This is a genomic window from Streptomyces lothianensis (genome assembly GCF_047779955.1).
Classification (GTDB): Bacteria; Actinomycetota; Actinomycetes; order Streptomycetales; family Streptomycetaceae; genus Streptomyces.
The window spans coordinates 47945-68007 of record NZ_JBLMKT010000040.1 but is presented as its reverse complement, the minus strand read 5'-3'; the positions used below and the strand labels follow the sequence as shown (position 1 = coordinate 68007).

Annotated in this window: 20 protein-coding genes; 7 read left to right on the top strand and 13 right to left on the bottom strand. The window is 72.5% G+C overall.

From position 1 onward, the window contains the following. The coding region (locus ACLF6P_RS14705; protein ID WP_415950692.1) for an AfsR/SARP family transcriptional regulator at positions 1 to 937 on the bottom strand (937 nt) is incomplete at its 3' end. 186 nt (positions 938 to 1123) lie between these two features. On the opposite strand from ACLF6P_RS14705, the gene ACLF6P_RS14700 reads away from it, so the two are divergent. Then, complete coding sequence (locus ACLF6P_RS14700) at positions 1124 to 1936, top strand: site-2 protease family protein (protein ID WP_415950691.1); 813 nt, start codon at positions 1124 to 1126, stop codon at positions 1934 to 1936. Here ACLF6P_RS14700 and ACLF6P_RS14695 read toward each other — a convergent pair. After that, positions 1926 to 2099, bottom strand: coding sequence for a hypothetical protein (locus ACLF6P_RS14695; protein ID WP_415950690.1), 174 nt, complete (start codon positions 2097 to 2099; stop codon positions 1926 to 1928). The genes ACLF6P_RS14700 and ACLF6P_RS14695 overlap by 11 nt on opposite strands. Before the next feature lie 147 nt (positions 2100 to 2246). Further along, complete coding sequence (npdG, locus tag ACLF6P_RS14690; RefSeq protein WP_415950689.1) at positions 2247 to 2987, bottom strand: NADPH-dependent F420 reductase; 741 nt, start codon at positions 2985 to 2987, stop codon at positions 2247 to 2249. A 236-nt stretch (positions 2988 to 3223) separates the two neighbouring features. Here npdG and ACLF6P_RS14685 point away from each other — a divergent pair, with 236 nt between their 5' ends. Continuing rightward, positions 3224 to 3835 carry a hypothetical protein gene (locus ACLF6P_RS14685; RefSeq protein ID WP_415950688.1) on the top strand — a complete coding sequence of 204 codons (612 nt, stop codon included), beginning with the start codon at positions 3224 to 3226 and terminating at the stop codon, positions 3833 to 3835. A gap of 392 nt (positions 3836 to 4227) precedes the next feature. Here ACLF6P_RS14685 and ACLF6P_RS14680 read toward each other — a convergent pair whose 3' ends face one another. Continuing rightward, the gene (locus ACLF6P_RS14680) at positions 4228 to 4893 is read right to left on the bottom strand and encodes a biliverdin-producing heme oxygenase (protein WP_415950687.1); all 666 of its coding nucleotides are present in this window, start codon (positions 4891 to 4893) and stop codon (positions 4228 to 4230) included. A 212-nt stretch (positions 4894 to 5105) separates the two neighbouring features. Then, positions 5106 to 5963 (bottom strand): type I methionyl aminopeptidase, encoded by an 858-nt coding sequence (map, locus tag ACLF6P_RS14675; protein ID WP_415950686.1) that lies wholly within the window; start codon positions 5961 to 5963, stop codon positions 5106 to 5108. Between the two features lie 119 nt (positions 5964 to 6082). Between map and ACLF6P_RS14670 the strand changes: the two genes are divergently transcribed. Further along, complete coding sequence (locus ACLF6P_RS14670) at positions 6083 to 6316, top strand: hypothetical protein (RefSeq protein ID WP_415950685.1); 234 nt, start codon at positions 6083 to 6085, stop codon at positions 6314 to 6316. A gap of 48 nt (positions 6317 to 6364) precedes the next feature. Here the strand turns inward: ACLF6P_RS14670 and ACLF6P_RS14665 are convergent, their stop codons facing one another. The 4 genes from ACLF6P_RS14665 to ACLF6P_RS14650 form a co-directional block, all read right to left on the bottom strand. Next, positions 6365 to 7354, bottom strand: a complete 990-nt coding sequence (locus ACLF6P_RS14665; protein WP_415950684.1) for an SCO2278 family lipoprotein — start codon at positions 7352 to 7354, stop codon at positions 6365 to 6367. Between the two features lie 151 nt (positions 7355 to 7505). After that, positions 7506 to 8333, bottom strand: coding sequence for a heme ABC transporter ATP-binding protein (locus ACLF6P_RS14660; protein ID WP_415950698.1), 828 nt, complete (start codon positions 8331 to 8333; stop codon positions 7506 to 7508). A gap of 47 nt (positions 8334 to 8380) precedes the next feature. After that, positions 8381 to 9556 (bottom strand): FecCD family ABC transporter permease, encoded by a 1176-nt coding sequence (locus ACLF6P_RS14655; RefSeq protein ID WP_415950683.1) that lies wholly within the window; start codon positions 9554 to 9556, stop codon positions 8381 to 8383. Beyond that, the gene (locus ACLF6P_RS14650) at positions 9553 to 10632 is read right to left on the bottom strand and encodes a heme/hemin ABC transporter substrate-binding protein (RefSeq protein WP_415950682.1); all 1080 of its coding nucleotides are present in this window, start codon (positions 10630 to 10632) and stop codon (positions 9553 to 9555) included. Before ACLF6P_RS14650 ends, ACLF6P_RS14655 begins: the two co-directional genes overlap by 4 nt. A gap of 229 nt (positions 10633 to 10861) precedes the next feature. Here ACLF6P_RS14650 and ACLF6P_RS14645 point away from each other — a divergent pair, with 229 nt between their 5' ends. Together ACLF6P_RS14645 and ACLF6P_RS14640 are read left to right on the top strand one after the other, a co-directional pair. Continuing rightward, positions 10862 to 12430, top strand: a complete 1569-nt coding sequence (locus ACLF6P_RS14645) for an HtaA domain-containing protein (RefSeq protein ID WP_415950681.1) — start codon at positions 10862 to 10864, stop codon at positions 12428 to 12430. 80 nt (positions 12431 to 12510) lie between these two features. After that, a complete protein-coding gene (locus tag ACLF6P_RS14640; protein WP_415950680.1) occupies positions 12511 to 13992 on the top strand; it encodes an HtaA domain-containing protein in 1482 nt (493 codons plus the stop codon). Positions 13993 to 14260: 268 nt separating this feature from the next. Here ACLF6P_RS14640 and ACLF6P_RS14635 read toward each other — a convergent pair whose 3' ends face one another. Then, positions 14261 to 14983 (bottom strand): bifunctional DNA primase/polymerase, encoded by a 723-nt coding sequence (locus ACLF6P_RS14635; RefSeq protein WP_415950679.1) that lies wholly within the window; start codon positions 14981 to 14983, stop codon positions 14261 to 14263. A gap of 137 nt (positions 14984 to 15120) precedes the next feature. After that, positions 15121 to 15759: a TetR/AcrR family transcriptional regulator gene (locus ACLF6P_RS14630; protein ID WP_415950678.1), complete on the bottom strand. Its 639-nt coding sequence runs from the start codon at positions 15757 to 15759 to the stop codon at positions 15121 to 15123. 172 nt (positions 15760 to 15931) lie between these two features. Here ACLF6P_RS14630 and ddaH point away from each other — a divergent pair, with 172 nt between their 5' ends. Then, a complete protein-coding gene (ddaH, locus tag ACLF6P_RS14625) occupies positions 15932 to 16747 on the top strand; it encodes a dimethylargininase (RefSeq protein WP_415950697.1) in 816 nt (271 codons plus the stop codon). A 4-nt stretch (positions 16748 to 16751) separates the two neighbouring features. Here ddaH and ACLF6P_RS14620 read toward each other — a convergent pair whose 3' ends face one another. Further along, entirely contained in the window at positions 16752 to 17756 is a 1005-nt protein-coding gene (locus ACLF6P_RS14620; protein ID WP_415950677.1) for a small ribosomal subunit Rsm22 family protein, read from the bottom strand. Between the two features lie 51 nt (positions 17757 to 17807). Next, a complete protein-coding gene (locus tag ACLF6P_RS14615; RefSeq protein WP_415950676.1) occupies positions 17808 to 18959 on the bottom strand; it encodes a serine hydrolase domain-containing protein in 1152 nt (383 codons plus the stop codon). A gap of 324 nt (positions 18960 to 19283) precedes the next feature. Between ACLF6P_RS14615 and ACLF6P_RS14610 the strand changes: the two genes are divergently transcribed. Next, on the top strand, positions 19284 to 20036 hold the full coding sequence (locus ACLF6P_RS14610; RefSeq protein WP_415950675.1) for an SDR family oxidoreductase: 753 nt from the start codon (positions 19284 to 19286) through the stop codon (positions 20034 to 20036). Positions 20037 to 20063 lie beyond the last annotated feature (27 nt).

Genomic DNA, 20063 nt, shown 5'->3' with positions numbered 1-20063 from the left:
GGGCGGGTGGGGTGGGGGTGGGGGTGGACTCCGGCGCCTGTGGGGCGGTGGTCTCCGGCGCCTGTGGGGCGGTGGGGGTGTCCGGCGCCTGTAGGGCGGTGGGGGTCGCGACGCTTCCGACCGCACGCTCCGGGGCCGACGGGGCAGCCGGGGCAGCTCCGGTCGCCGGGGTCGCCGCGGTGGCAGGGGCCGCCGCAGTGGCCGCGGTCGCCGGGTCCAGCAACTCGGCGTGCAGGGCGCGCAGTTCGGCCCCGGGGTCCGCGCCGAGCTGTTCGGCGAGCCGTCCCCGTACGCCCTCGTACGCGGCCAGCGCCTCCGCCGCGCGGCCTGCGTCCCGCAGGGCGCGCAGTCGCACCGCCTGCAGGGGCTCGTCCAGCGGGTGCGCCTCGGCGAGCGCGGCCAGCTCGGGCAGGATCTGCTCGGCCCTCCCCAGGCCGAGCGCCGCCGCGAAACGGCCGCGGCGCGCCTCAAGGCGCCGCGCCTCCCAGCGGGCGGCCTCGGCGCCGCGGTCCGGCAGATCGGCGAGCGCCGGGCCGCGCCACAGCGCGAGGCCCTCGTCGTACAGGGCGAGGGCCTTGACGGGATCCTCGTCGGCGAGCGCGTTCGCCGCCTCGCGGGCGAAGTGCTCGAAGCGGTACGCGTCCACGTCCTCGCGCTCGGCGGCCAGCTGGTAACCGCCGGGCCCCAGCACGACCGCCGCCGCGCCGAGGGACCGCCGCAGCCGGCCGACCAGCGCCTGCAGGGCCCCCGCGGCGTCGGCGGGCGGCTCGCCGTCCCAGACCTCGTCGACGAGGCGGCCGACGGGCACGGCACGGCCCGGCGAGAGGGCGAGCACGGTGAGCAGCGCGCGCAGCCGGGCGCCGCCCAGGGTCACGGGGGTGCCGTCGGGGAGGTGGGCCAGGGTGGTGCCGAGGACGGAATAGCGCACGCGCGCCATTGTCCCTCGCCCGCCGCTCCAACCCACACCGGATTCGGCCGGGGCTTCCCCCAGGACTTCCACAGGACGCAGATGTCCCGGCGGGAACGTTCGCCGACTGCGGGAACGATCGCCGACTACCCGCCGTTACCGTTACAGCACCGACAGCACCCGCGCGCCACCGCAGTCCACCGAGGAGCCAGGCCCATGACCACCGCCATCCGACGCAGCGACCGGCGGATCAGCCCTGTCTTCCTGGGCATCGTGGCCGTCACGGCCGCGGGCGGCTGGGCCGTGTGGACCGGGTTCGCGGACATCCCCGGGATAGCCGTCTTCGTCTTCGTCACGGGCGCGTGGATCGTCTCGCTCTGCCTGCACGAGTACGCGCACGCCCGGACGGCGCTGCACAGCGGGGACATCTCGATCGGCGCGAAGGGCTATCTCACGCTGAACCCCGCCCGCTACACCCATCCGCTCCTGAGCATCATCCTGCCCGTGGCCTTCGTGATCATGGGCGGCCTGGGCCTGCCGGGCGGCGCTGTGTTCATCGAGCGCTCGCGGATCCGGGGGCGATGGCGGCACAGCCTGATCTCGGCCGCGGGCCCGCTCACCAACGTGCTGTTCGCGATCGTCTGCACGGCACCGTTCTGGCTGGGCCTGCTCGACGGGGTGCCGCTGGTCTTCCGGTACGCGCTGGCCTTCCTGGCGCTGCTCCAGGTGACGGCCGCGCTGCTGAACTTCCTGCCGGTCCCCGGGCTCGACGGGTACGGCGTCATCGAGCCGTGGCTGTCGATACGGATCCGTCGGCAGGTGGAGCCGTTCGCGCCCTTCGGACTGCTCGCGGTGTTCGCGGTGCTGTGGATCCCGGAGGTCAACGTGGCCTTCTTCGACCTGATCGACTCGCTGCTCGAGCTGCTGGGGATCAGCGACTTCGAGTCGTACTGCGGGCACAACCTGTACCGCTTCTGGGCCGATCAGAACGGGATCTGCACCGCGGGACCGGTCCCGGTCAGCGGCTGACCTGGGCCTTGCCCTTCTTGAGGTAGTACCAGCACATGTTGGAGGACAGGCCTGCGATCAGGACCCAGACGATCCCGATCAGGCTGCCCTGCACGAAGGAGACCACGGCCGCGGCCACGGCGAGGACGCAGACGATCAGCGCGTACAGAGCGAGGCGGGGCATGGGGACGGTCTCCTGTCGGTGATGCACGGGGTGATACGAGTCGTACACCGTCCAGTGTCCCCCATGCCCCGCCTCGTCCCGTACACGGATCAGGCGCGCCCGATACGGATCAGGCGCGCCTGGCTGTCTGTGGTCAGGCGTCTGTGGTCAGATGTCCGTGATGCGGAGGCCGACGTGGGCCTTGTAGCGGCGGTTGGTGGAGATCAGGTTGGCGACGAGGGACTCGACCTGGTGGGCATTGCGCAGCCGCCCCGCGAAGACTCCGCGCATGCCGGGGATACGGGCGGCCAGGGCCTGCACCAGGTCGGTATCGGCGCGGGCCTCGCCGAGCACCATCACATCGGTGTCGATCTCGTCGATCGACTCGTCCTGAAGCAGCACCGCCGAAAGGTGGTGGAAGGCGGCCGTGACCCGGGAGTCCGGGAGCAGCGCGGCAGCCTGCTGGGCGGCGCTGCCCTCCTCGACCTGGAGGGCGTACGCGCCCTTCTTGTCGAAGCCGAGCGGGTTGACGCAGTCCACGACGAGCTTGCCCGCCAGGTCCTCGCGAAGCGCTTCGAGGGTCTTGGCATGCCCTTCCCAGGGGACGGCGACGATCACGATGTCGCTGCGGCGGGCGCATTCGGCGTTCTCCGCACCCTCGATGCCGAGGCCGAGTTCCTCGGCGGCCGTCCGCGCGCGGTCCGCGGCGCGCGAGCCGATGATCACCTTCTGACCGGCGCGGGCGAGGCGGTAGGCGAGGCCTCGGCCCTGGTCACCGGTGCCGCCGAGCACACCGACGACGAGGCCGGAGACGTCGGGCAGCTCCCAGGGGTCCTTGGCGGGGGTCTTCCTGGGGGCTGCGTCGGGAGTGGCGCCCGGGGTGGGGTCCGGGGTGGCATGCGTAGTCATGGCGCCGACGATACTTGCAGGTAACGGACTGTTGAGTTCGGGCCGCGCGTGCTATCGGCTCCGGCGCCGGGCGGGTGCGGGGCGGGGTGCCGGGCGGGGTGCCGGGCGGGTGCGGGCGGGTGCACTTTCGCGAGGATCGTACGCCCATACGAACCCGGGGGACCGTGAACGGGCACCCGGTGGGCGGATGGAATGAACAGGGCTGATTCCAGGGGCGTTTGAGGCAGGATGCGGCCATGGACGCCGTAAGGGTCGCGCTGCTGCGCGAAGTGCTCGCCGGGACCGAGTGGCCCTCGGCCACCCGCCGTTTCGCCGCCTCCCTGCGCGGCTCGGTCGTCCCGCACGGGGGCGGGCTGCTGCTCGTGGGCACCGCGGAGTACGAGCCCTGGCATCTGGCCGCGCATCTCGTGGACGAGGCGGCGTGGTCGGGGACACCGGAACTGCGGCCGACGCTCGTACGGCACCGGGTGCGGGCCGCGGATCCGGCGCATCTGTCCGTGGGGCTCGGACGGATCGAGGCGGCGCGGCGCGGCGAGACGCTGCTGGTGGTGGCGCCCGAGGAGCCCGGGGAGGGGCTGCTGTCGCGGGTGCATGACGCACGGCGGGCCGGGGCGGTGGTGCTGGCGCTCGATCAGGGTGGGTGTGAGCTGCCGTCGCTGGCGCACGAGGTACTGAGTGTGCCGGGCTCGCGGGAGCTGGACCTGGATACGGTCCAGCACCTGGTGAGCGCGGCAGCCGGCGAGAACTCACTGCCGGCGGCACCGGCAACGCGCTCGGGCCGCCGCCTGCGCGACCGGCTGTCGCGGCTCGCCGACCAGTTGACGGCGCCGCCGCCGGCTCGCTGGTGAGGCGCGGATATCCCCTACCCGCCCCTTCCCGAAACCGGGGGCGAAGCCCCCGGACCCCTGCGCAGCCACAAGGTGGGGGCCCAGGGTGGGCGGGCCCGGTTGTGCGGGGCACCCCCGGGTGGGTGGGCCACCCGTGGGCTTCGCCCCCTGGCCCCCCTCCGGGGCTGCGCCCCTTGCCCCCGATCGCGCTGAACGCGCTCGTCCTCAAACGCCGGACAGGCTGAGTCTGCTGGACCGCGCCCGCCCCGGAACCCCAGACGGGCCGGAATGCCTGACCGCGCCCGCCCGGAACCCCCGACGGGCCGTATTACTGGACCAAGCTCGTCCCGGAACCCCAGACAGGCTGGAATGCTGGACCGCGCCCGCCCCGGAACCGCGGACCAGCCCGAGCCTCACGCGCTGAGCGGGAACTGTTCGCCCAGGGCGCGGAACACCGCCGTGTTCAGCGCGAACGCCCGCTTGCATTCGTCGATCACGCGCTGCTTCTCCAGGTCGTCCGCCGGGAGCGCGTCCAGGAGTTCGCGGTAGTGGCGTTTGAAGGCGGCCGGGTTCGTGATGTCCTCGAAGACGTAGAAGCGGACGCCGTCGCCCTTGCGGCTGAAGCCCCAGGTCCTCTCGGCCTTGTCGCGGATGATCTGCCCGCCGGACAGGTCGCCGAGGTAGCGCGTGTAGTGGTGGGCGACGTAGCCGCCGGGCCACTCGCGGGCGCACTCGGCCACCCGGTCGGCGTACGCGGCCGTGGCGGGCAGCGGCCGCAGCGTCTCGCGCCAGGCCGCCCCGCCGTGCAGATGCGTGAGGTCGCGCTCGAGCGCCTCGGTGCGCCACAGTTCGGGCTGGATGAACGGGCCCGCCACCGGGTCCTCGGCCAGCTCCGGCGCCACGTCCTCCAGCGCCCGGTACACGAACCACAGCTGCTCGGTGTAGCGCGTGTATGCCTCCACGCCGAGCCGGCCGCCGAGCAGATCACTCATGAAGGTCGAGGTTTCGGCCTCGGTGTGCTGTTCGTGGGACGCGGTGCGGATCAGCGTCGAGAAGGGGGTGGGCGCTGCTGTGTCCACGGGGGACCTCCGGATCCGAAGAAGCGGGACTACCCTCGATCCTGCTACTTAGGCTTACCTAAGTCAACGGGTTCCCGACGACCTGTCGGTAAATTATCCGGACAGGGTGTCGGTAAACCTCCCGGCGCCGACGAAAGGACCCGCCGTGAAAACGAAAGGGCCCGCCGTGAAAACGACGGGCCCCTTCGGTACGGAAGGTCGGTACGGGAAGCTCAGGGAAGCGTGAGGATCTCCGCCCCCGTGTCCGTCACCACCAGTGTGTGCTCGAACTGCGCGGTCCGCTTCCTGTCCTTGGTGACGACGGTCCAGCCGTCCTCCCACATGTCGTACTCGTGCGTGCCGAGCGTGAGCATCGGCTCGATCGTGAACGTCATGCCGGGCTGGATGACCGTCGTGGCGTGCGGCGAGTCGTAGTGCGGGATGATCAGGCCGCTGTGGAAGGACGAGTTGATGCCGTGGCCGGTGAAGTCGCGCACGACGCCGTAGCCGAAACGCTTCGCGTACGACTCGATGACCCGGCCGATGATGTTGATCTGGCGGCCGGGCTTGACGGCCTTGATGGCGCGGTTGAGCGATTCGCGGGTGCGCTCGACGAGCAGCCTCGACTCCTCTTCGACGTCGCCGACCAGGTACGTCGCGTTGTTGTCGCCGTGCACACCGCCGATGTACGCCGTCACGTCGAGGTTGATGATGTCGCCGTCGCGCAGCACGGTGGAGTCCGGGATGCCGTGGCAGATGACCTCGTTGACCGAGCTGCACAACGACTTGGGGAAGCCGCGGTAGCCGAGCGTCGAGGGATAGGCGCCGTGGTCGAGCATGAACTCGTGGGCCACCCGGTCCAGCTCGTCTGTGGTGACGCCGGGCGCGATGTGCTTGGCCGCCTCGGCCATCGCCTGCGCCGCGATCCGGCCTGCGGTCCGCATCGCCTCGATGGTCTCGGGGGTCTGCACCTCGGGACCGGTGTACGGCTTCGGGGCCGGCTTGCCCACGTATTCGGGGCGCCGGATGTTGCCGGGCACGGAGCGGGTGGGAGAGAGCTCCCCTGGTACGAGCAGCGACGGGACAGACATGTCAGTGAGTGTAACGAGCCCACTTCGGGCACGATGGCGGCGTGGGAGCGAGTGCGCCCCTCGCGGGAGCGAGCGCCTCTCGCGCGGACGCGGGCGCCGCTCGCGGAAAGGAGCCGGGTATGGCCCTGTTCAAGAAGCGTACGGTCGGCAAGCCGGGCGAGTGGTACTACTGCCTCGTCCACCAGAAGGTCGAGGAGGGCCCCGAGTGCCCGGCCAAGGACCGTTTCGGCCCGTACGGGACGCGTACGGAGGCCGAGCACGCGATGCAGACGGCGCAGGAGCGCAATCTGGAGTGGGAGACGGATCCGAAGTGGCACGACCGGGAGGACGGCGGCGGCCCGCAGGGTTCCTGAAGGTGCCGCTTGCTCCCGGGTGCGGGTGAGGGCGCCCGCGGCGGGCCTTCAGCTGCCTTCCGCGCCCGTGATGCCCATGATCCGGCTCGCCACCACCGCCCCCGGCTCCGCCGCCCCCTTCGGCGGTATCCGGGCCGCGAGGCTGGAGACGCGTTCCAGGGTGATGGACTGCTTGACCTCGCCGGTGAGCAGGGCCTGCACGTCCTTGGGCACGTTGATCTTCAGCCCTTCGGAGGCCGTCTGCTTCTCGAAGTGACGGCCGGCGAAGAAGACGAACGCGCCGCCGTCCTCGGTCCGCAGCCCGAGCGGGGCGAAGTCCCCGGACTGCTCCGGCCGGTCGACCCACTGCCGGGACCAGCCAGGGCTGCTCTCCCGGCGGGCGCGGTCCGCGCGCCAGCCGCTGGTGTGCTGCCCGTCGGCGAAGGCGGTGCCGCCGTCCTTGAGATAGCCGGCGTAGGCGGCGGGCAGCTCGGCGGGGGCGAGAGCGAGGTTGTTGGCCTCCACGTCGGCGGGGGTGGCGTAGCCGTCCTTGTCCTTCCTGAACTCGGGGACCTCGCCGGGCGAGAGGATGTTCAGGTAGGCAACCTGCCAGGGCTCGTCGGCGCTGTGCTTGATGAAGACCAGGAACCAGTGGGTGTCCTTGGCGCCGCCGTCGTCGACGTCCTTGTTGCTGTCGGTGTCGGCGACGAAGTAGCGCGGCCAGCCGGCCTTCTTCGGGATGTGGAACTCGGCGTCGGTGAGTTCGAGCGCCGAGTGCTTGGGATTGCCGTCGGGGGCGTTCTTCCGCTTGGCCTTCAGACCGGCCTGGTTGATCGCGCCGAGCGGGCCGGTGACCCGGTCCTCGGAGGCCTTGGGGTCGTTCGCCTTGTCGGCCTTGTTGTACGCGGCGGTGAACTCCTTCAGCGCACGCGCGGCCTCGGACTCGGTCGCCGCGGGAACGATCTCCCGCTCCCCGTGCACGGTCACGCATCCGCTCGCGGTCAGGGCCAAGGCCGCCACCGCTGCCCCCGCCGCTGCCGGCCGACTCACCCTGCCCATGGCCCGCCTTCTGCCTCCCGGGTCCGCCCGGGGCCTCACGGCCCGGACAGGACCTCACGCCCCAGTGCTGACGCAGGAACCCTACCGGTGGCGTGCGGACCGTCCGGCCGGGAGTCCGGCGATGACCTCGTCCCGCTGCGCTCGGCGCAGGTCAGCCGCGTTCGGGCAGGACGATCGGCGTTCCCGTACGGGGATGGGGCAGCACCTCGACCGGCTGGCCGTAGACCCGGCTGAGCAGGGCCCCGTCGAGGACCTCGGACGGTGCGCCCTCGGCGGCGAGGGTGCCTTCGTGCAGGACGGCCACGCGGTCCGCGTGGGCGGCGGCGAGGCCGAGGTCGTGCAGGACCACCACGACCGCGTCGCCCGCGGCGGCCCGTTCGCGGCAGATCCGCAGAACGAGTTCCTGGTGGCGCAGGTCGAGCGCGGCGGTCGGTTCGTCGAGGAGCAGCAGCGGGGCCTGCTGTGCGAGGACGCGGGCGAGGGCGACGCGGGCGCGTTCGCCGCCGGACAGGGCGGAGAAGGGGCGGTCGGCGAATGCGGTGACCTCGCAGGTCCGCAGCGCGGCGGCGATCACCTCGTCATCCCGCTCGGCGAGCGCCGTACCGTGCCAGGGTGCCCTTCCCATCCGTACGACCTCCGCCACCCGGAACGGGAAGGAGAGGCTCGCCGACTGGGGCAGGACCGCGCGGCGCAGGGCGAGTTCGCCGGCGTGCCAGGCCGTGGCCTCCTTGGCGCAGATGCGGACGGTGCCCCGGTCCGGTGCGAGGTCGGTGGCGAGGGCGGCGAGGAGGGTCGACTTCCCGGCACCGTTGGGGCCGACGAGCGCGAGGACCTCACCGGCCCGCGCCTCGATGTCCACACCGCGCAGGACGTGGTGCGCGCCGAGGCTGAGGTGCAGACCATGCGCGGAGGCAAGGACGGTACCGGGCTCCACGGGCGCGGGCACCTCCCGGTGACGTACGGGCAGACGTACGGGCAGACGTACGGGCAGGCATGCGGGCAGGCGTACGGGCAGCAGCGAGCGGATCACGCCCAGCCTCCTTGCTTGCGGCGGGTGCGGCGGAGCAGCCAGAAGAAGAACGGGCTGCCGATCAGTCCGGTGAGGACGCCGAGCGGCAGTTCGGCGGGGGCGGCGACGGTGCGGGCGGCGAGGTCGGCGCCCGCGAGGACGAGGGCGCCGCCGAGTGCGCTGCCGGGGATCAGGAAGCGGTGGCCCGGTCCGGCGAGCAGCCGCAGCAGATGCGGGACGACGAGGCCGACGAAGCTGATGATGCCGGAGACGGCGACGGCCGCGGCGGTGAGCAGCGCGGTGATGACCATGAGCACGAGCCGCATCCGCTCCACGTCCACGCCGAGGTGGCGCGCGGGGCGTTCGCCGAGCGCGAGGAGGTCGAGGCGGCGGGAGTACAGGGGCGCGATCGCGAGTCCGGCGAGCGCCCAGGGCAGTACGGCGAGGACCTTCGGCCAGGTGGCCTGGGCGAGTGAGCCGAGCTGCCAGAAGGTGATCTGGGTGACCTCGGCGTTGTCGGCGAAGAAGATGAACAGGCCGATCATGGCCATCCCGAAGGCGGTCACGGCGACGCCGGTCAGGATGAGGGTGACGACTTCCGTACGGCCGCCCGAGCGCGCCATCGCATAGACGAGGAAGACCGTGCCGAGGCCGCCGAGGAAGGCGAAGACGGGCAGGGTCCAGGTACCGAGGAAGGTGAGGCCGAAGGCGATCGAGGCCACTGCGCCGACCGCCGCGCCGGAGGAGACGCCGATGACGCCGGGCTCGGCGAGCGGGTTGCCGAAGACGCCCTGCATCAGGGCGCCCGCGCAACCGAGCGAGGCACCGACGAGCAGGGCGAGGACGATCCGCGGGAAGCGCACGTTCCACAGCACGCTCTCGCCGACCCGGTCGAGTGCGGTACCGCCCAGACCGATGCGGTGCCGCGCGGAGGCGAGCACATCGCCCAGCGGGATCTCGTACGCGCCGACCGTGGCGGAGAGCAGGCAGACGACGACCAGTCCGGCCAGCATGCCGACGGTCAGGAGGTACGGGGCGGTGCGTCCGGTGCGTCCGGTGCGTCCGCTTCGGCCGGCCGGGGGCTTGGGGGCGGCGGCGACGGCGACGGCGGTCGGCTCCTTGGTGGAGGGTGCGTGTCCGGCGGGGGTCGCGTCCCCGGCGGCGTCCTCGGTGGGGGTCGCGGCGGCGGTCACTTGGCGCCACCGTCGCCGGACTCGGTCCCGCCGGACTCGGTCCCGCCGGACTCGATCCCGCCGGACTCTTCCCCGTAGAGCTGGTCGACGAGCGACTTCAGGACCTCGTCGGTGCGCGGGCCGTAGGAGAGGAGGACGCCGTCGGGGATGGAGACCACGCGGCGGTCCATTCCGGCGGGGGTCTGGGCGACGCCCGGGATCTCGACGAGGCCGTCCACGCCGTTCACCGAGGCGAGTCCCTCGCTCATCACGAGGATCACATCGGGTTGCGCCTCGGCGAGGGCCTCCGGAGTGATCGCGGTGAAGTCCTTCCGCAGGCCCGAGGCCGCACCGGCGTCGACGGCCCCGGCCGCTTCGAGCAGCGATCCGGCGCCGGACTCGGCGCCGCCGATGAGATAGACGGAGGCGGAGCCGCGCAGATACAGGAACGCGACCCGCGGCTTCTCGCCGTCCTCCCGCCGGGGAATCGACTGCTGTACGGCGGCGATCCGCCGCTCGGTCCGCTCGGTCAGCTGTCGGCCCGCCTGCGGCACCCCGAGCGCCTCGGCCACGGCGGCGATCCGCTCGCCGACGTCCTCCAGGCTCTTCGCGGGGTCGAACACGACGACGGGGATGCCCGCGTCCCGTATCTGCTGCATCGCCTCGGCCGGTCCGGTCGTGGTCTCGGCGAGTACGACGGTGGGGCGGAGTGCGAGCACGCTCTCCGCGGAGACATCGTGGCCGCGGGTCACCGTAGGGAGTTTCTCCGCCTGTTCGAAGGTGGCGGTGATGTCCCTGGCCACCACGTGCTCGCCGAGGCCGAGCGTGAAGACGATCTCGTTGACGGCACCGGTGAGCGGCACGATCCGCTCGGCCGAGTCCACCGTGACCTGCTCGCCGTCGGCGGAGGCGACGGTAACGGGGAGCTTCGGCCGCGGCTCCGCGGAGATCGGCTCGACCCGGTCGGGCGCGGCCTGCCGCTCCGTCTTCGCACCTGCCCCCGCCGACTCGTCCGTGCCGCCGCCGCAGCCCGTGAGGGCGAGGCAGACGGCGGCCACGAAGACGCCCGCCCGCCGCACCCGATGTACCTGACGCACCTGACGCGCCTGTCGCGCCTGTCGCCCCTGTCGTGCTTGGGGACGCCGCCGAGAGCTCCGCAGGGGATGCCGCAAGCGCACCGGAATCACTCGAACTCCACCGTCCTGTCGTGCCGTTGAGAGGTTCTGCGGTTCCGTCCGCGGCTTCCGGACCGACAGGGGTTCCGCACGAGGTCCCGCATAGTTTAGGTTAGCCTTACCTTATTAGCCAGACGTTGGAGGGGAGCCTATGTCTCTGCCGGGACGTGCTGCCCGCGCGGCCGCCGCGCTGGGCCTTGGGGCCCTGTTCGCAGCCCTGCTTCCGGTCACGGCGGCGCACGCGGAGGACCGTGCGGTGCAGGGCGGCAGACTGGACTGGGGCATCAAGTCCTCGTTCCAGGCCTATGTCACCGGGCCGGTGGCCAAGGGCAGTTACACCTTGCGGAGCGGCGCCGCGACCGTCGGCGCCGGCCAGTTCCGTTTCCACTCGGCGAAGGGCTCCTACAACCCGGACACGGGCGCGCTGAACGCGGGCTTCTCCGGCGGCGTACGCTTCCTCGGCCACCAAAAGCCCGATGGTTCCCACGAGCTGGACCTGACGATCTCCCGGCCCACCGTGCGCATCTCCGGCGGCTCCGGAACGCTCCACGCGGACATGGTCAGCAGGTCGCAAAGCACCGGCAAGGTGACCTCGGCCTCCCAGGTCGCGCTCGCCCGTCTCGGCCTGAGCGGCATCGACATGACGGGCGGCACCGGCCCGATCACCCTCGACAACGTGCCCGCGACGCTGACTTCGGCGGGTGCGAAGGCCTTCGCCGGGTACTACGCGGCGGGGACGCCGCTCGATCCGGTGAGCCTGTCGGCCGATGTCCTCAAGGGGTCCTCCGGGGCCTCGGGTTCGTTGTCCGGTTCGACCTCGGGTTCGTCCTCGGGTTCGACCTCGGGTTCGTCCTCTGGCTCCGGCGAGTCCGACGGCGCCTCGGACGGGACAGAGAACGAGAACGACGACGACGGCAAGAAGGCGACGCCCGCGCAGTCCGGCCGGATCGAGGACGCCGCCTTCGACTGGGGTGTGCGGCGCACCTTTCGCGAGTACGTCACCGGCTCCATCGCCCAGGGCGAGTGGAAGCTGAGCGGCGGTGCGCAGGACGGCGGTGCGCTGTTCCGCTTCCCGGCGGGCGCAGGCACGTACGACGAGAAGAAGCAGCGCCTCGACGCCCGGTTCGAGGGCGGCATCCGCTTCACCGGCGCACACGGCCTCGACCTCGCGCTCAGCAACCTCGCGGTCCGCGCCTCATCGGGCACGGCGAAGCTGTACGCGGATGTCGCGAGCCCTGGGTTCAGCGCGCAGCAGGCCGCGCTCGTCTCCTTCGCGACCGAGGGTCTCAAGGCGGAGGGCGGCCTGCTCACGCTGACCGAGGTGCCCGCGGAACTGACCGCCGAAGGCGCCAAGGCCTTCAACGGCATGTACCAGGCGGGCACCGCGATGGACCCGGTGTCCCTCGCGATCGCCCTCACGGACGAGGCGAAGCTGCCGCCGCTGCCGGACCTCGGCTCGGATGCCGCGTCGTCGCCGTCCGCCGGGGCCGCGAAGCCCACGGCCCCGACGACCGAACCGGCCGCCGCCTCCGCCTCTTCCACCTCCTCCCCTTGGGGCGGCTCGCCCGCGCTGCCGCTCGGTATCGCCGCGGGTGTGCTTCTCCTCGCAGGCGCCGCGTTCTTCGTCGTACGCATGCGGCATACGTCCGGCTCGGATGCCACCGAAGCCGAGGGCCTGGCGCCGTCCGAACCGGCCAACCCGCCTTCGACGGAACCCTGATCCCGCGCCCCCGCCATCCCCTCCTTCCCTCCACTCCCTCTCCTTCCCACCCCCTTCACCTCCCTAGGAGCACTGCCACCATGTCCCTGACCCGCCGCCCCATAGCCCTGGCCGCCGCGGCAGCCACCGCGCTGACACTCGGCGCCACTTCCCTCGCGATGACCGCGGCTTCCGCGGCCGAGCGGCCGCTCGAGGACTACACGCTGACGTGGGGCGTCAAGCAGTCGTTCCGCGACTACCTGGGCCGCGCCTTCCCCCAGGGCGCCGATGCCACGGTCACGGCGGCGGACGGCGCCACGCAGGCCGAGGGCAACGGCGCGTTCACGTTCACCGGGGGCACAGGGACGTACGACAGCGAGAACCACGCCGTGCAGCTCGCCTTCGAGGGCAGCGTGCGCATCGTGTCCGCCCCGGTCCCGAAGGGCCACGGTTTCGAGATCGAGCTGTCGGACATCCGGTTCGACAGCTCGGCCAGGACCGTGACGGCGGATGTCACCAGGGACGGCAGCCTCACCGAGGACGTGCCGCTGGCCGAGTTCACGCCCAGCCGCTCACTGCAGGACATGCCGACCACGCTCACCAAGGAGGCCGCCGAGCAGCTGGGCGGCCCCTACGAGGGCGAGGCGGGCGATCCGCTGACCGTCACGGCTCCGGCCGCCCCGCCGGAGAAGCCCGAACCGAGCCCCGGCCAGAGCTCCGACTCCCCCGCCCCCAGCCCCAGCCGGACCAGTCCGCAGCCCACGCGAACGGCCTCCCGGACACCGGACGGCACGTCCGAGGCGAAGGTCGTCGACGGCAGGCTGACCTGGGGCGTGAAGGAGAGCTTCCGGGGATACATCGAGGCCGGGGGACGGGTGACCGTCGCCGGGGGCGCGAAGAAGACCGACGGCGGGTACGAGTTCGCGTACAGGAGCGCGGAGTTCGACGCCGGGGCCGAGAAGCTCGGCGCGGACTTCGGCGGCAGCGTCCGCTTCGCGTACGAGGCGCATGGCATCAACATGACGTTCAGCGACGTCAAGGTGCGGACGAACGGCGCGGAGGGAACGCTGCTCGTGGACGTCAAGACGCCCAAGGGCACGAGCGACGACGTCGCATTCGCGCGCCTCGACCTGTCGAAGGCCACGTACAAGGTCAGGGACGACGTGCTCCTCCTGGACCGGATCCCGGCCACGTTCACGGCCGCGGGCGCCGAGGCCTTCGCCAACGACGAGGTCGGCTCGATCTACCGGCAGGGCCAGCCGATCGACCCGGTCACGCTCGCCCTCTCCCTCGACAAGAAGGCGACGCTGCCGGACGGCGGCAACGCGGGCGCGTCGACCGGGGGCGCGGGCGGGTCGACCGGGGCGAGCGGGGGCGCGTCGACGACCGGCGGCAGCGTGGGCGGCGGCTCGGCCGGGGGCGGCAGCGTGGGTGGCGGCGGCAACCTCGCCGCGACCGGCTCCGACGTCCCGACGGGCCCGCTGCTCGGCGCCGCCGCGGCCGCGGTCGCCGCGGGCGCGGGCGTCGTCTTCGCGGCCCGCCGTCGTCGGTCCGAGGAGGCTCAGCAGAACCCGCGGGCCTGATCCGACGAGCCCGCCCGGGGGCTCCAGGACGAGCCGGCCGACACCGCCGGCAGATCCGGGGTTCCCGGACGAGCTCAGTCCAGCACTCCAGCCCGTCCGGCGTCTGAGGACGAGCGCGTTCAGCGCGAGATGGGGGCAAGGGGCGAAGCCCCAGGTGGCCCACCCACCCGTGGGTGCGTCCAGGGGCTCAACAGCATGTGCATGTTGAGCGGCACGTCCCCACCCACCCCGCGGGTGCGTGCAGGGGCCCGCCCACGCGGGCCCGAACCTACCGCCGCACAGGCCAGGCGGACTCGGCCACCGATGCACCGGCCACCCGTGCACCTTCATCCGTGAGGAACTCAAGCAGGGTCAGCGGATCCGGCAGCGGATGCTCCGGCCCCCGCAGCCAGTCCACCGTCAGGTCGTCCGGCAACCGCGCCGGCGGCACCAGAACGTACGAGCCCCGGCAGTGCCACCGGAGCCCGGGGTGTTCGTCCATCGTCTCGGGGTGGCAGTCCAGTTCGCACGGCCACCACTCGTCCTCGTCCTCCGGCGTCCCGCGGGTCGCCGTGAAAAAGAGCATCCGGCCGTCGCCGGACTCGGCGACCGGACCGACCTCGATCCCCGCTTCGAGGAGCCGGGCGAGCGCCGCGCGCCCGGCTTCGGCGGGTACGTCGAGGACGTCGTGGACCATCCCGGTCGCCGTGATGAAGTTGGCCTCCGGCTGGTGCAGGGCCCAGCGCTCGATCTGCGCCCGGTCCGTCGTGGACTGGGTCTGCCAGGCGAAGGAGAGCGGGTGGCGGGCGGGGGTGGGGCAGCCGACGCGTACGCAGGAGCAGCGGTAGCCGGCCGGGTGCGCGGCGGGCGCGAGCGGCAGTCCCGCCTCGGCGGCCGCGACGAGCAGGGCCTCGCGGCCGCCGTCGTCGCCCGTGTCCTTCGGGCGCCGCTCACGCAGCCATCGCGAGAACCTGCTCTGTCCGCCGGACCTGCGGCCGAACTCAGCGCCCATGTGTCCCGTACCCTCGCCTTCCCCTCGCCCCGTGGCGTCCATGGTGCCACCATCCTGGGCCGCGGGTGGCCACACCCCGGATCCGGGGCTCACGAGGACCGCACCGGGCCGCCGCGGTCGTACGGCATCCGCCCGCCTCAGTCGCGGGGGGTGAGCCCGTGCAGCACGTAGTCCACGACCGTGTCCGTGAACTCATGGGTGAGCGGGCCGGTCCCCTGCAGCCAGCGCTGCGCGAGCGGTGCGACACACATCTCCGTGGCGATCCGCGGATCCAGGTCCGCCCTGATCTGCCCGGCGGCCTGGGCGGCCTCGATCCGGGCGACGTACAGCGCCAGGGCGGGTTCGAGCAGCTGCCGCACGAACCTGTCGCCCACCTCCCGGTTCACCACGCCTTCGGCGGCCAGCGCCCGGTACGGCGCGTCATAGGTGTCGTCGGACATCTCGTCGACGGTCGCCCGCAGCACGGCCTTGAGGTCCGCCGCGATGTCCCCGGTGTCCGGCAGCGGTGCGTACGTGTCCGCGGCGCCGGTCGCCTCCGCGGCCTGTGCTCCCAGATCGATGAACGCCTCGAGGAGCACTTCGCCCTTCGAGGACCACCACCGGTAGATCGTCTGCTTGCCGACGCCCGCCCGCGCGGCGATCCCCTCGATGGTGGTCTTCCCGTATCCCACCTCGCCGACCAGCGAGAGGGCCGCATCGTAGATGGCGCGCCGCGAGCGCTCGCTGCGGCGCTTCGTATCGGGCGCCGACTTCCCGGCAGGTGTGTTGGTGGCCATACGAGGAATCTAACAGCGCAATGAGCCGAGACGTATCGTCTCGGAAACCCGCGGCCCCTTGGCCCGCGGAAAACAACCCGTGCGCCACCGCGCGGATCCGCCCCCGCGCACCGCACCATGGTCAGCAGCAGCACTGAGCACTGGCGATCGTGAGGAGCCCTCTTTGCGTACTGTGCCCCGCAGCGCCCGACCCCGGCGCTATCTGATGTGCCCACCCGAGCACTTCAAGGTCACCTACTCCATCAACCCGTGGATGGACCCCGCCAAACCCGTGGACGTCCCGCTCGCTCTCGCCCAGTGGGAGGACCTGAGGGACCGCTACCGCGCCCTCGGCCACACCGTCGAGGAACTCACCCCGCGCCCGGACCTGCCCGACATGGTCTTCGCCGCCAACGGCGCCACGGTCATCGACGGCCGGGTGCTCGGCGCCCGTTTCGCCCATGCCGAGCGGACCCAGGAGGCGGCCGAGCACCTCGCCTGGTTCCGCGCCAACGGCTTCACCGAAACCGGCGAACCCGTCCACATCAACGAGGGCGAGGGCGATTTCGCGGTCACCTCGCGCTGGATCCTGGCCGGGCGGGGCTTCCGCGCCAGCCCCCTCTCGCACGGCGAGGCACAGGAGTTCTTCGGCCGCCCGGTCATCGGACTCGACCTGGTCGACCCGCGCTACTACCACCTCGACACGGCGCTCGCGGTCCTCGACGACGAAGGCGACGACGTCATGTACTACCCCGGCGCCTTCTCCCCGGGCAGTCGGGCCGTGCTGCGGCGCCTCTTCCCCGACGCGCTGATCGCCGGGGAGTCCGATGCCGCCGCGCTCGGCATGAACGCCGTGAGCGACGGCCGCCACGTCCTGCTCCCGCAGGGCGCGGTGGGCCTCTTCGAGCCGCTGCGCGCACGCGGCTACGAGCCGGTCGGGATCGATCTGGGTGAACTGCTCAAGGGCGGCGGCAGTGTGAAGTGCTGCACCCAGGAGCTGCGCTCCTAGCCGGTTACGAGGGGTGGGGCGGCCAGGCGTCGCCCCACTCCGCGTCGCGGGCCGCCTTGTAGCGGGTGCCGTGCCGCTTGGTCACCGTCTCGCGCCGGAGCGACTCGTCCGCCCCGCACAGGTCGAGCAGCACCTGCCCCTTGCGGATCTGCGGCTTGCGCACCACCCGCGCCGGTGCGGGTTCCACCGGGAAACGGACCGCCGCCACATAGCTGAACTTCTCGTCCTCGTACGCGAGCGAGCCGCCCTTGACCTGCCGGTGCAGCGAGGAGCGGCTGACCCGGGCGGAGAAGTGGCACCAGTCACGGCCGGGCTCGATGGGGCAGGCGGCGCTGTGCGGGCAGGGTGCGGCGATGGTGAATCCGGCCGTGACGAGGGCGTCCCGGGCCTGGATGATCCGGGTGTATCCGTCGGGGGTGCCGGGCTCGATGACGACGACGGCCTGCGCGGCACGGGCCGCCTCGGCGACGGCCGCGGCGCGGTCGGCGGCGGTGAGTTCCCCGAGGACGTAGGAGAGGGTGACGAGGTCCGTCGGTTCGAGGCCGAGCGTCGCGTCGATGCGGGCGCGCCGCCAGTCGGCGGCGCCGAGCAGCGGGTTGGCACCCGCGAGTTCGCGGCCCAGGGCGAGGGCGGGCTCGGCCCAGTCCAGGACGGTGACGGGCCGGGGCGTGGGCCAGGTCGCGCTGACCGCCCAGGTGGCCGCCCCGGTGCCGCCGCCGAGGTCGGTGTGGGCCTGCGGCGTCCAGTCGGGGGCCGCGTCGGCGAGTGCGCCGAGGGCGCCCCGTACCGCCTCGAAGGTGGCGGGCATCCGGTACGCGGCGTACGCGGCGACGTCCGAGCGGTCCCTGAGGACCGGGGCGTCGGTCGGGGTCCGGCCGCGGTAGTTGGCGATCAGCCGCTCGACGGCCTGGGCGGCCTGCTTGGGCGGGAGCCCGTCGAGCAGGCCGGCGAGGGCGGTGCGCAGGAGCGCGGCATCGGGGAGCGGGGCGTCGGGGAGCGGGGCGTTCACGTCGAAATTCTAGGCGTCCTCACCGGATCACCCGCGCCGGTCCGGGCGGGCTCACCGGACCGCCCGTGCCACCCGGGTCCCCGCCGCGGCGCGCGGCGCGCTCGACGGCTTCTGAGGGCGGCGCGGGTGGACGGTGTTGGCGAGCAGCACCAGGAAGGTGTCCGTGGCGCGGTCGATCACCAGGGAGGTGCCCGTGAACCCGGTGTGCCCGGCCGCGCCCCGGCCCGCGAGTTCGCCCATGAACCACGGCTGGTCGAGCAGGAAGCCGAGCCCGGGCGGGGTCAGGAGCAGGTCCACGTAGTCGGGGCCCAGTATCCGCGCCGTGCCGTATCCTCCGCCGCCGAGCAGGGCGCGGCAGAAGACCGCGAGGTCACCGGCGGTGGAGAAGAGTCCGGCGTGCCCGGCGACCCCGCCGAGCGCGAAGGCGTTCTCGTCGTGCACGGTGCCGCGCACCATCCCACGGTTCGCCTTGGCCCAGGGCTTTCGCTGGTCCTCGGTGGCGGCGGCGAAGGCGCAGGGGCCGAAGCCGGTCTGGCTCATGCCGAGGGGGCGGGTGATGCCGTCGCGGATCAGCCGGTCGAGGCGTTCGCCGGTGATGCGTTCCAGGACGTGCTGGACGAGCAGCATGTTGAGGTCGGAGTAGCGGTACGTGCCGGGGTCGGTGCTCGGTTCCTCCGTACGCAGCAGATCCAGCCGTCGGGCATCCGACTCGCAGTCGTACAAGGGGAGTTCGGGGCGCAGGCCCGAGGTGTGCGTGAGGAGCTGCCGGATCGTGATGCCGTGCCGTGCGACGCCGGTGAACTCGGGCAGGTAGGAGCCGACGCGCGCGTCGAGGCCGAGCCGGCCGCGCTCCATCTGCTGCACGGCCGCCACCGTCGTGAACAGCTTGGTGAGCGAGGCAAGGTCGAAGGGCGTCCCGGTGTGCAGGGGCACCTTGCGGTACGCGGGCAGTTCCTCGTCGTACGTGCGGTGGCTGACCGCCCAGCCGAAGGCCTCCTCGGCGACGAGCACCGGGCCGCGGCCGACGGCGAGCACCGCGCCCGCGCACCAGGTGCCGGGGAGGGCGGCGACGTCGGAGAGGAGCCCGGCTATCTCGGCGGGGTCGAGACCGGCCCGTTCGGCGGGGCCTTGGCGCAGACGTGGTGCACTCAGCGCTCTGCCCCTTCCGTGCCCCTTGACGAATCCTGGACCTCTCCGGCTCACCGGGAGATCCACCGGCTACGGCACGGTGTCACGAAACAGGCGTCCGCCACCAGTCGGCCCTCCCGGACGAGCCTCCCGGGCGGCCCGGATCGCCCGGACCGCCTGGATCATCCGGACCGTCCGGACCGTCCGGACCGTCCGGACCGTCCGGACCGGCCGGGGACGCCCGTGGACGGCCGGTCCGGACGGGGACGCCCGTGGACGGCCGGTCCGGACGGGATGAACGCGAAGGGCGCGGGACGAAGCCTGGCTGTCGCGTACAGAACAACCACATGGCGGATGGATGAGCGGTGCATGTCGGGCACCGGCGTAGGGTGCGGGCCCATGACACAGGCGAAGATTGCGGTTGTGACCGGGGCGGGCTCCGGTATCGGCCGGGCGGTGGCCCTGGAACTCGCGTCCTGCGGGTGGTCCCTCGCGCTCGCGGGGCGCCGCGTGGAGACGCTGGAGGAGACGGCGGCGCTCGCCGGCTCGGCCGAGACGGTGTGCGTACGGACGAACGTCTCCGAGCCCGCCGACGTCGACGCGCTCTTCGACACCGCCGCTGAGCGCTTCGGGCGGGTGGACGTGCTGTTCAACAACGCCGGCACGTTCGGGCCCGGCGGCGTACCGCTCGAAGAGCTCTCGTACGACGCGTGGCGCCATGTCGTCGACACCAACCTGAACGGCGCGTTCCTGTGCGCGCAGGCGGCGTTCCGCCGCTTCAAGGCGCAGACGCCGCAGGGCGGGCGGATCATCAACAACGGCTCGATCTCGGCGCACACCCCGCGCCCGCACTCCGTCGCGTACACGGCGACGAAGCACGCGATGACCGGCCTGACGAAGTCCCTCTCCCTCGACGGGCGCCCGTACCGTATCGCCGCCTCGCAGATCGATATCGGCAACGCGGCCACGGACATGACCGCGCAGATGCGGTCCGGCATCCTGCAGGCCAACGGGGAGCCGGCGCCCGAGCCGGTGATGGACGTGGCGGACGTGGCCCGTCAGGTGCGGTTCATGGCGGAGCTGCCACTGGAGGCGAATGTGCAGTTCGCGACCGTGATGGCGACGAACATGCCGTATATCGGGCGGGGTTAGGACTCAGGCCGGGCCGATGACTCAGCC

Coding starts and splice junctions, on each gene's coding strand:
- ACLF6P_RS14700 (WP_415950691.1), top strand. CDS start 1,124: ATGACCACCGCCATCCGACGCAGCGACCGGCGGATCAGCCCTGTCTTC.
- ACLF6P_RS14695 (WP_415950690.1), bottom strand. CDS start 2,099: ATGCCCCGCCTCGCTCTGTACGCGCTGATCGTCTGCGTCCTCGCCGTG.
- npdG (WP_415950689.1), bottom strand. CDS start 2,987: ATGACTACGCATGCCACCCCGGACCCCACCCCGGGCGCCACTCCCGAC.
- ACLF6P_RS14685 (WP_415950688.1), top strand. CDS start 3,224: ATGGACGCCGTAAGGGTCGCGCTGCTGCGCGAAGTGCTCGCCGGGACC.
- map (WP_415950686.1), bottom strand. CDS start 5,963: ATGTCTGTCCCGTCGCTGCTCGTACCAGGGGAGCTCTCTCCCACCCGC.
- ACLF6P_RS14670 (WP_415950685.1), top strand. CDS start 6,083: ATGGCCCTGTTCAAGAAGCGTACGGTCGGCAAGCCGGGCGAGTGGTAC.
- ACLF6P_RS14665 (WP_415950684.1), bottom strand. CDS start 7,354: ATGGGCAGGGTGAGTCGGCCGGCAGCGGCGGGGGCAGCGGTGGCGGCC.
- ACLF6P_RS14645 (WP_415950681.1), top strand. CDS start 10,862: ATGTCTCTGCCGGGACGTGCTGCCCGCGCGGCCGCCGCGCTGGGCCTT.
- ACLF6P_RS14640 (WP_415950680.1), top strand. CDS start 12,511: ATGTCCCTGACCCGCCGCCCCATAGCCCTGGCCGCCGCGGCAGCCACC.
- ACLF6P_RS14635 (WP_415950679.1), bottom strand. CDS start 14,983: ATGGGCGCTGAGTTCGGCCGCAGGTCCGGCGGACAGAGCAGGTTCTCG.
- ACLF6P_RS14630 (WP_415950678.1), bottom strand. CDS start 15,759: ATGGCCACCAACACACCTGCCGGGAAGTCGGCGCCCGATACGAAGCGC.
- ACLF6P_RS14610 (WP_415950675.1), top strand. CDS start 19,284: ATGACACAGGCGAAGATTGCGGTTGTGACCGGGGCGGGCTCCGGTATC.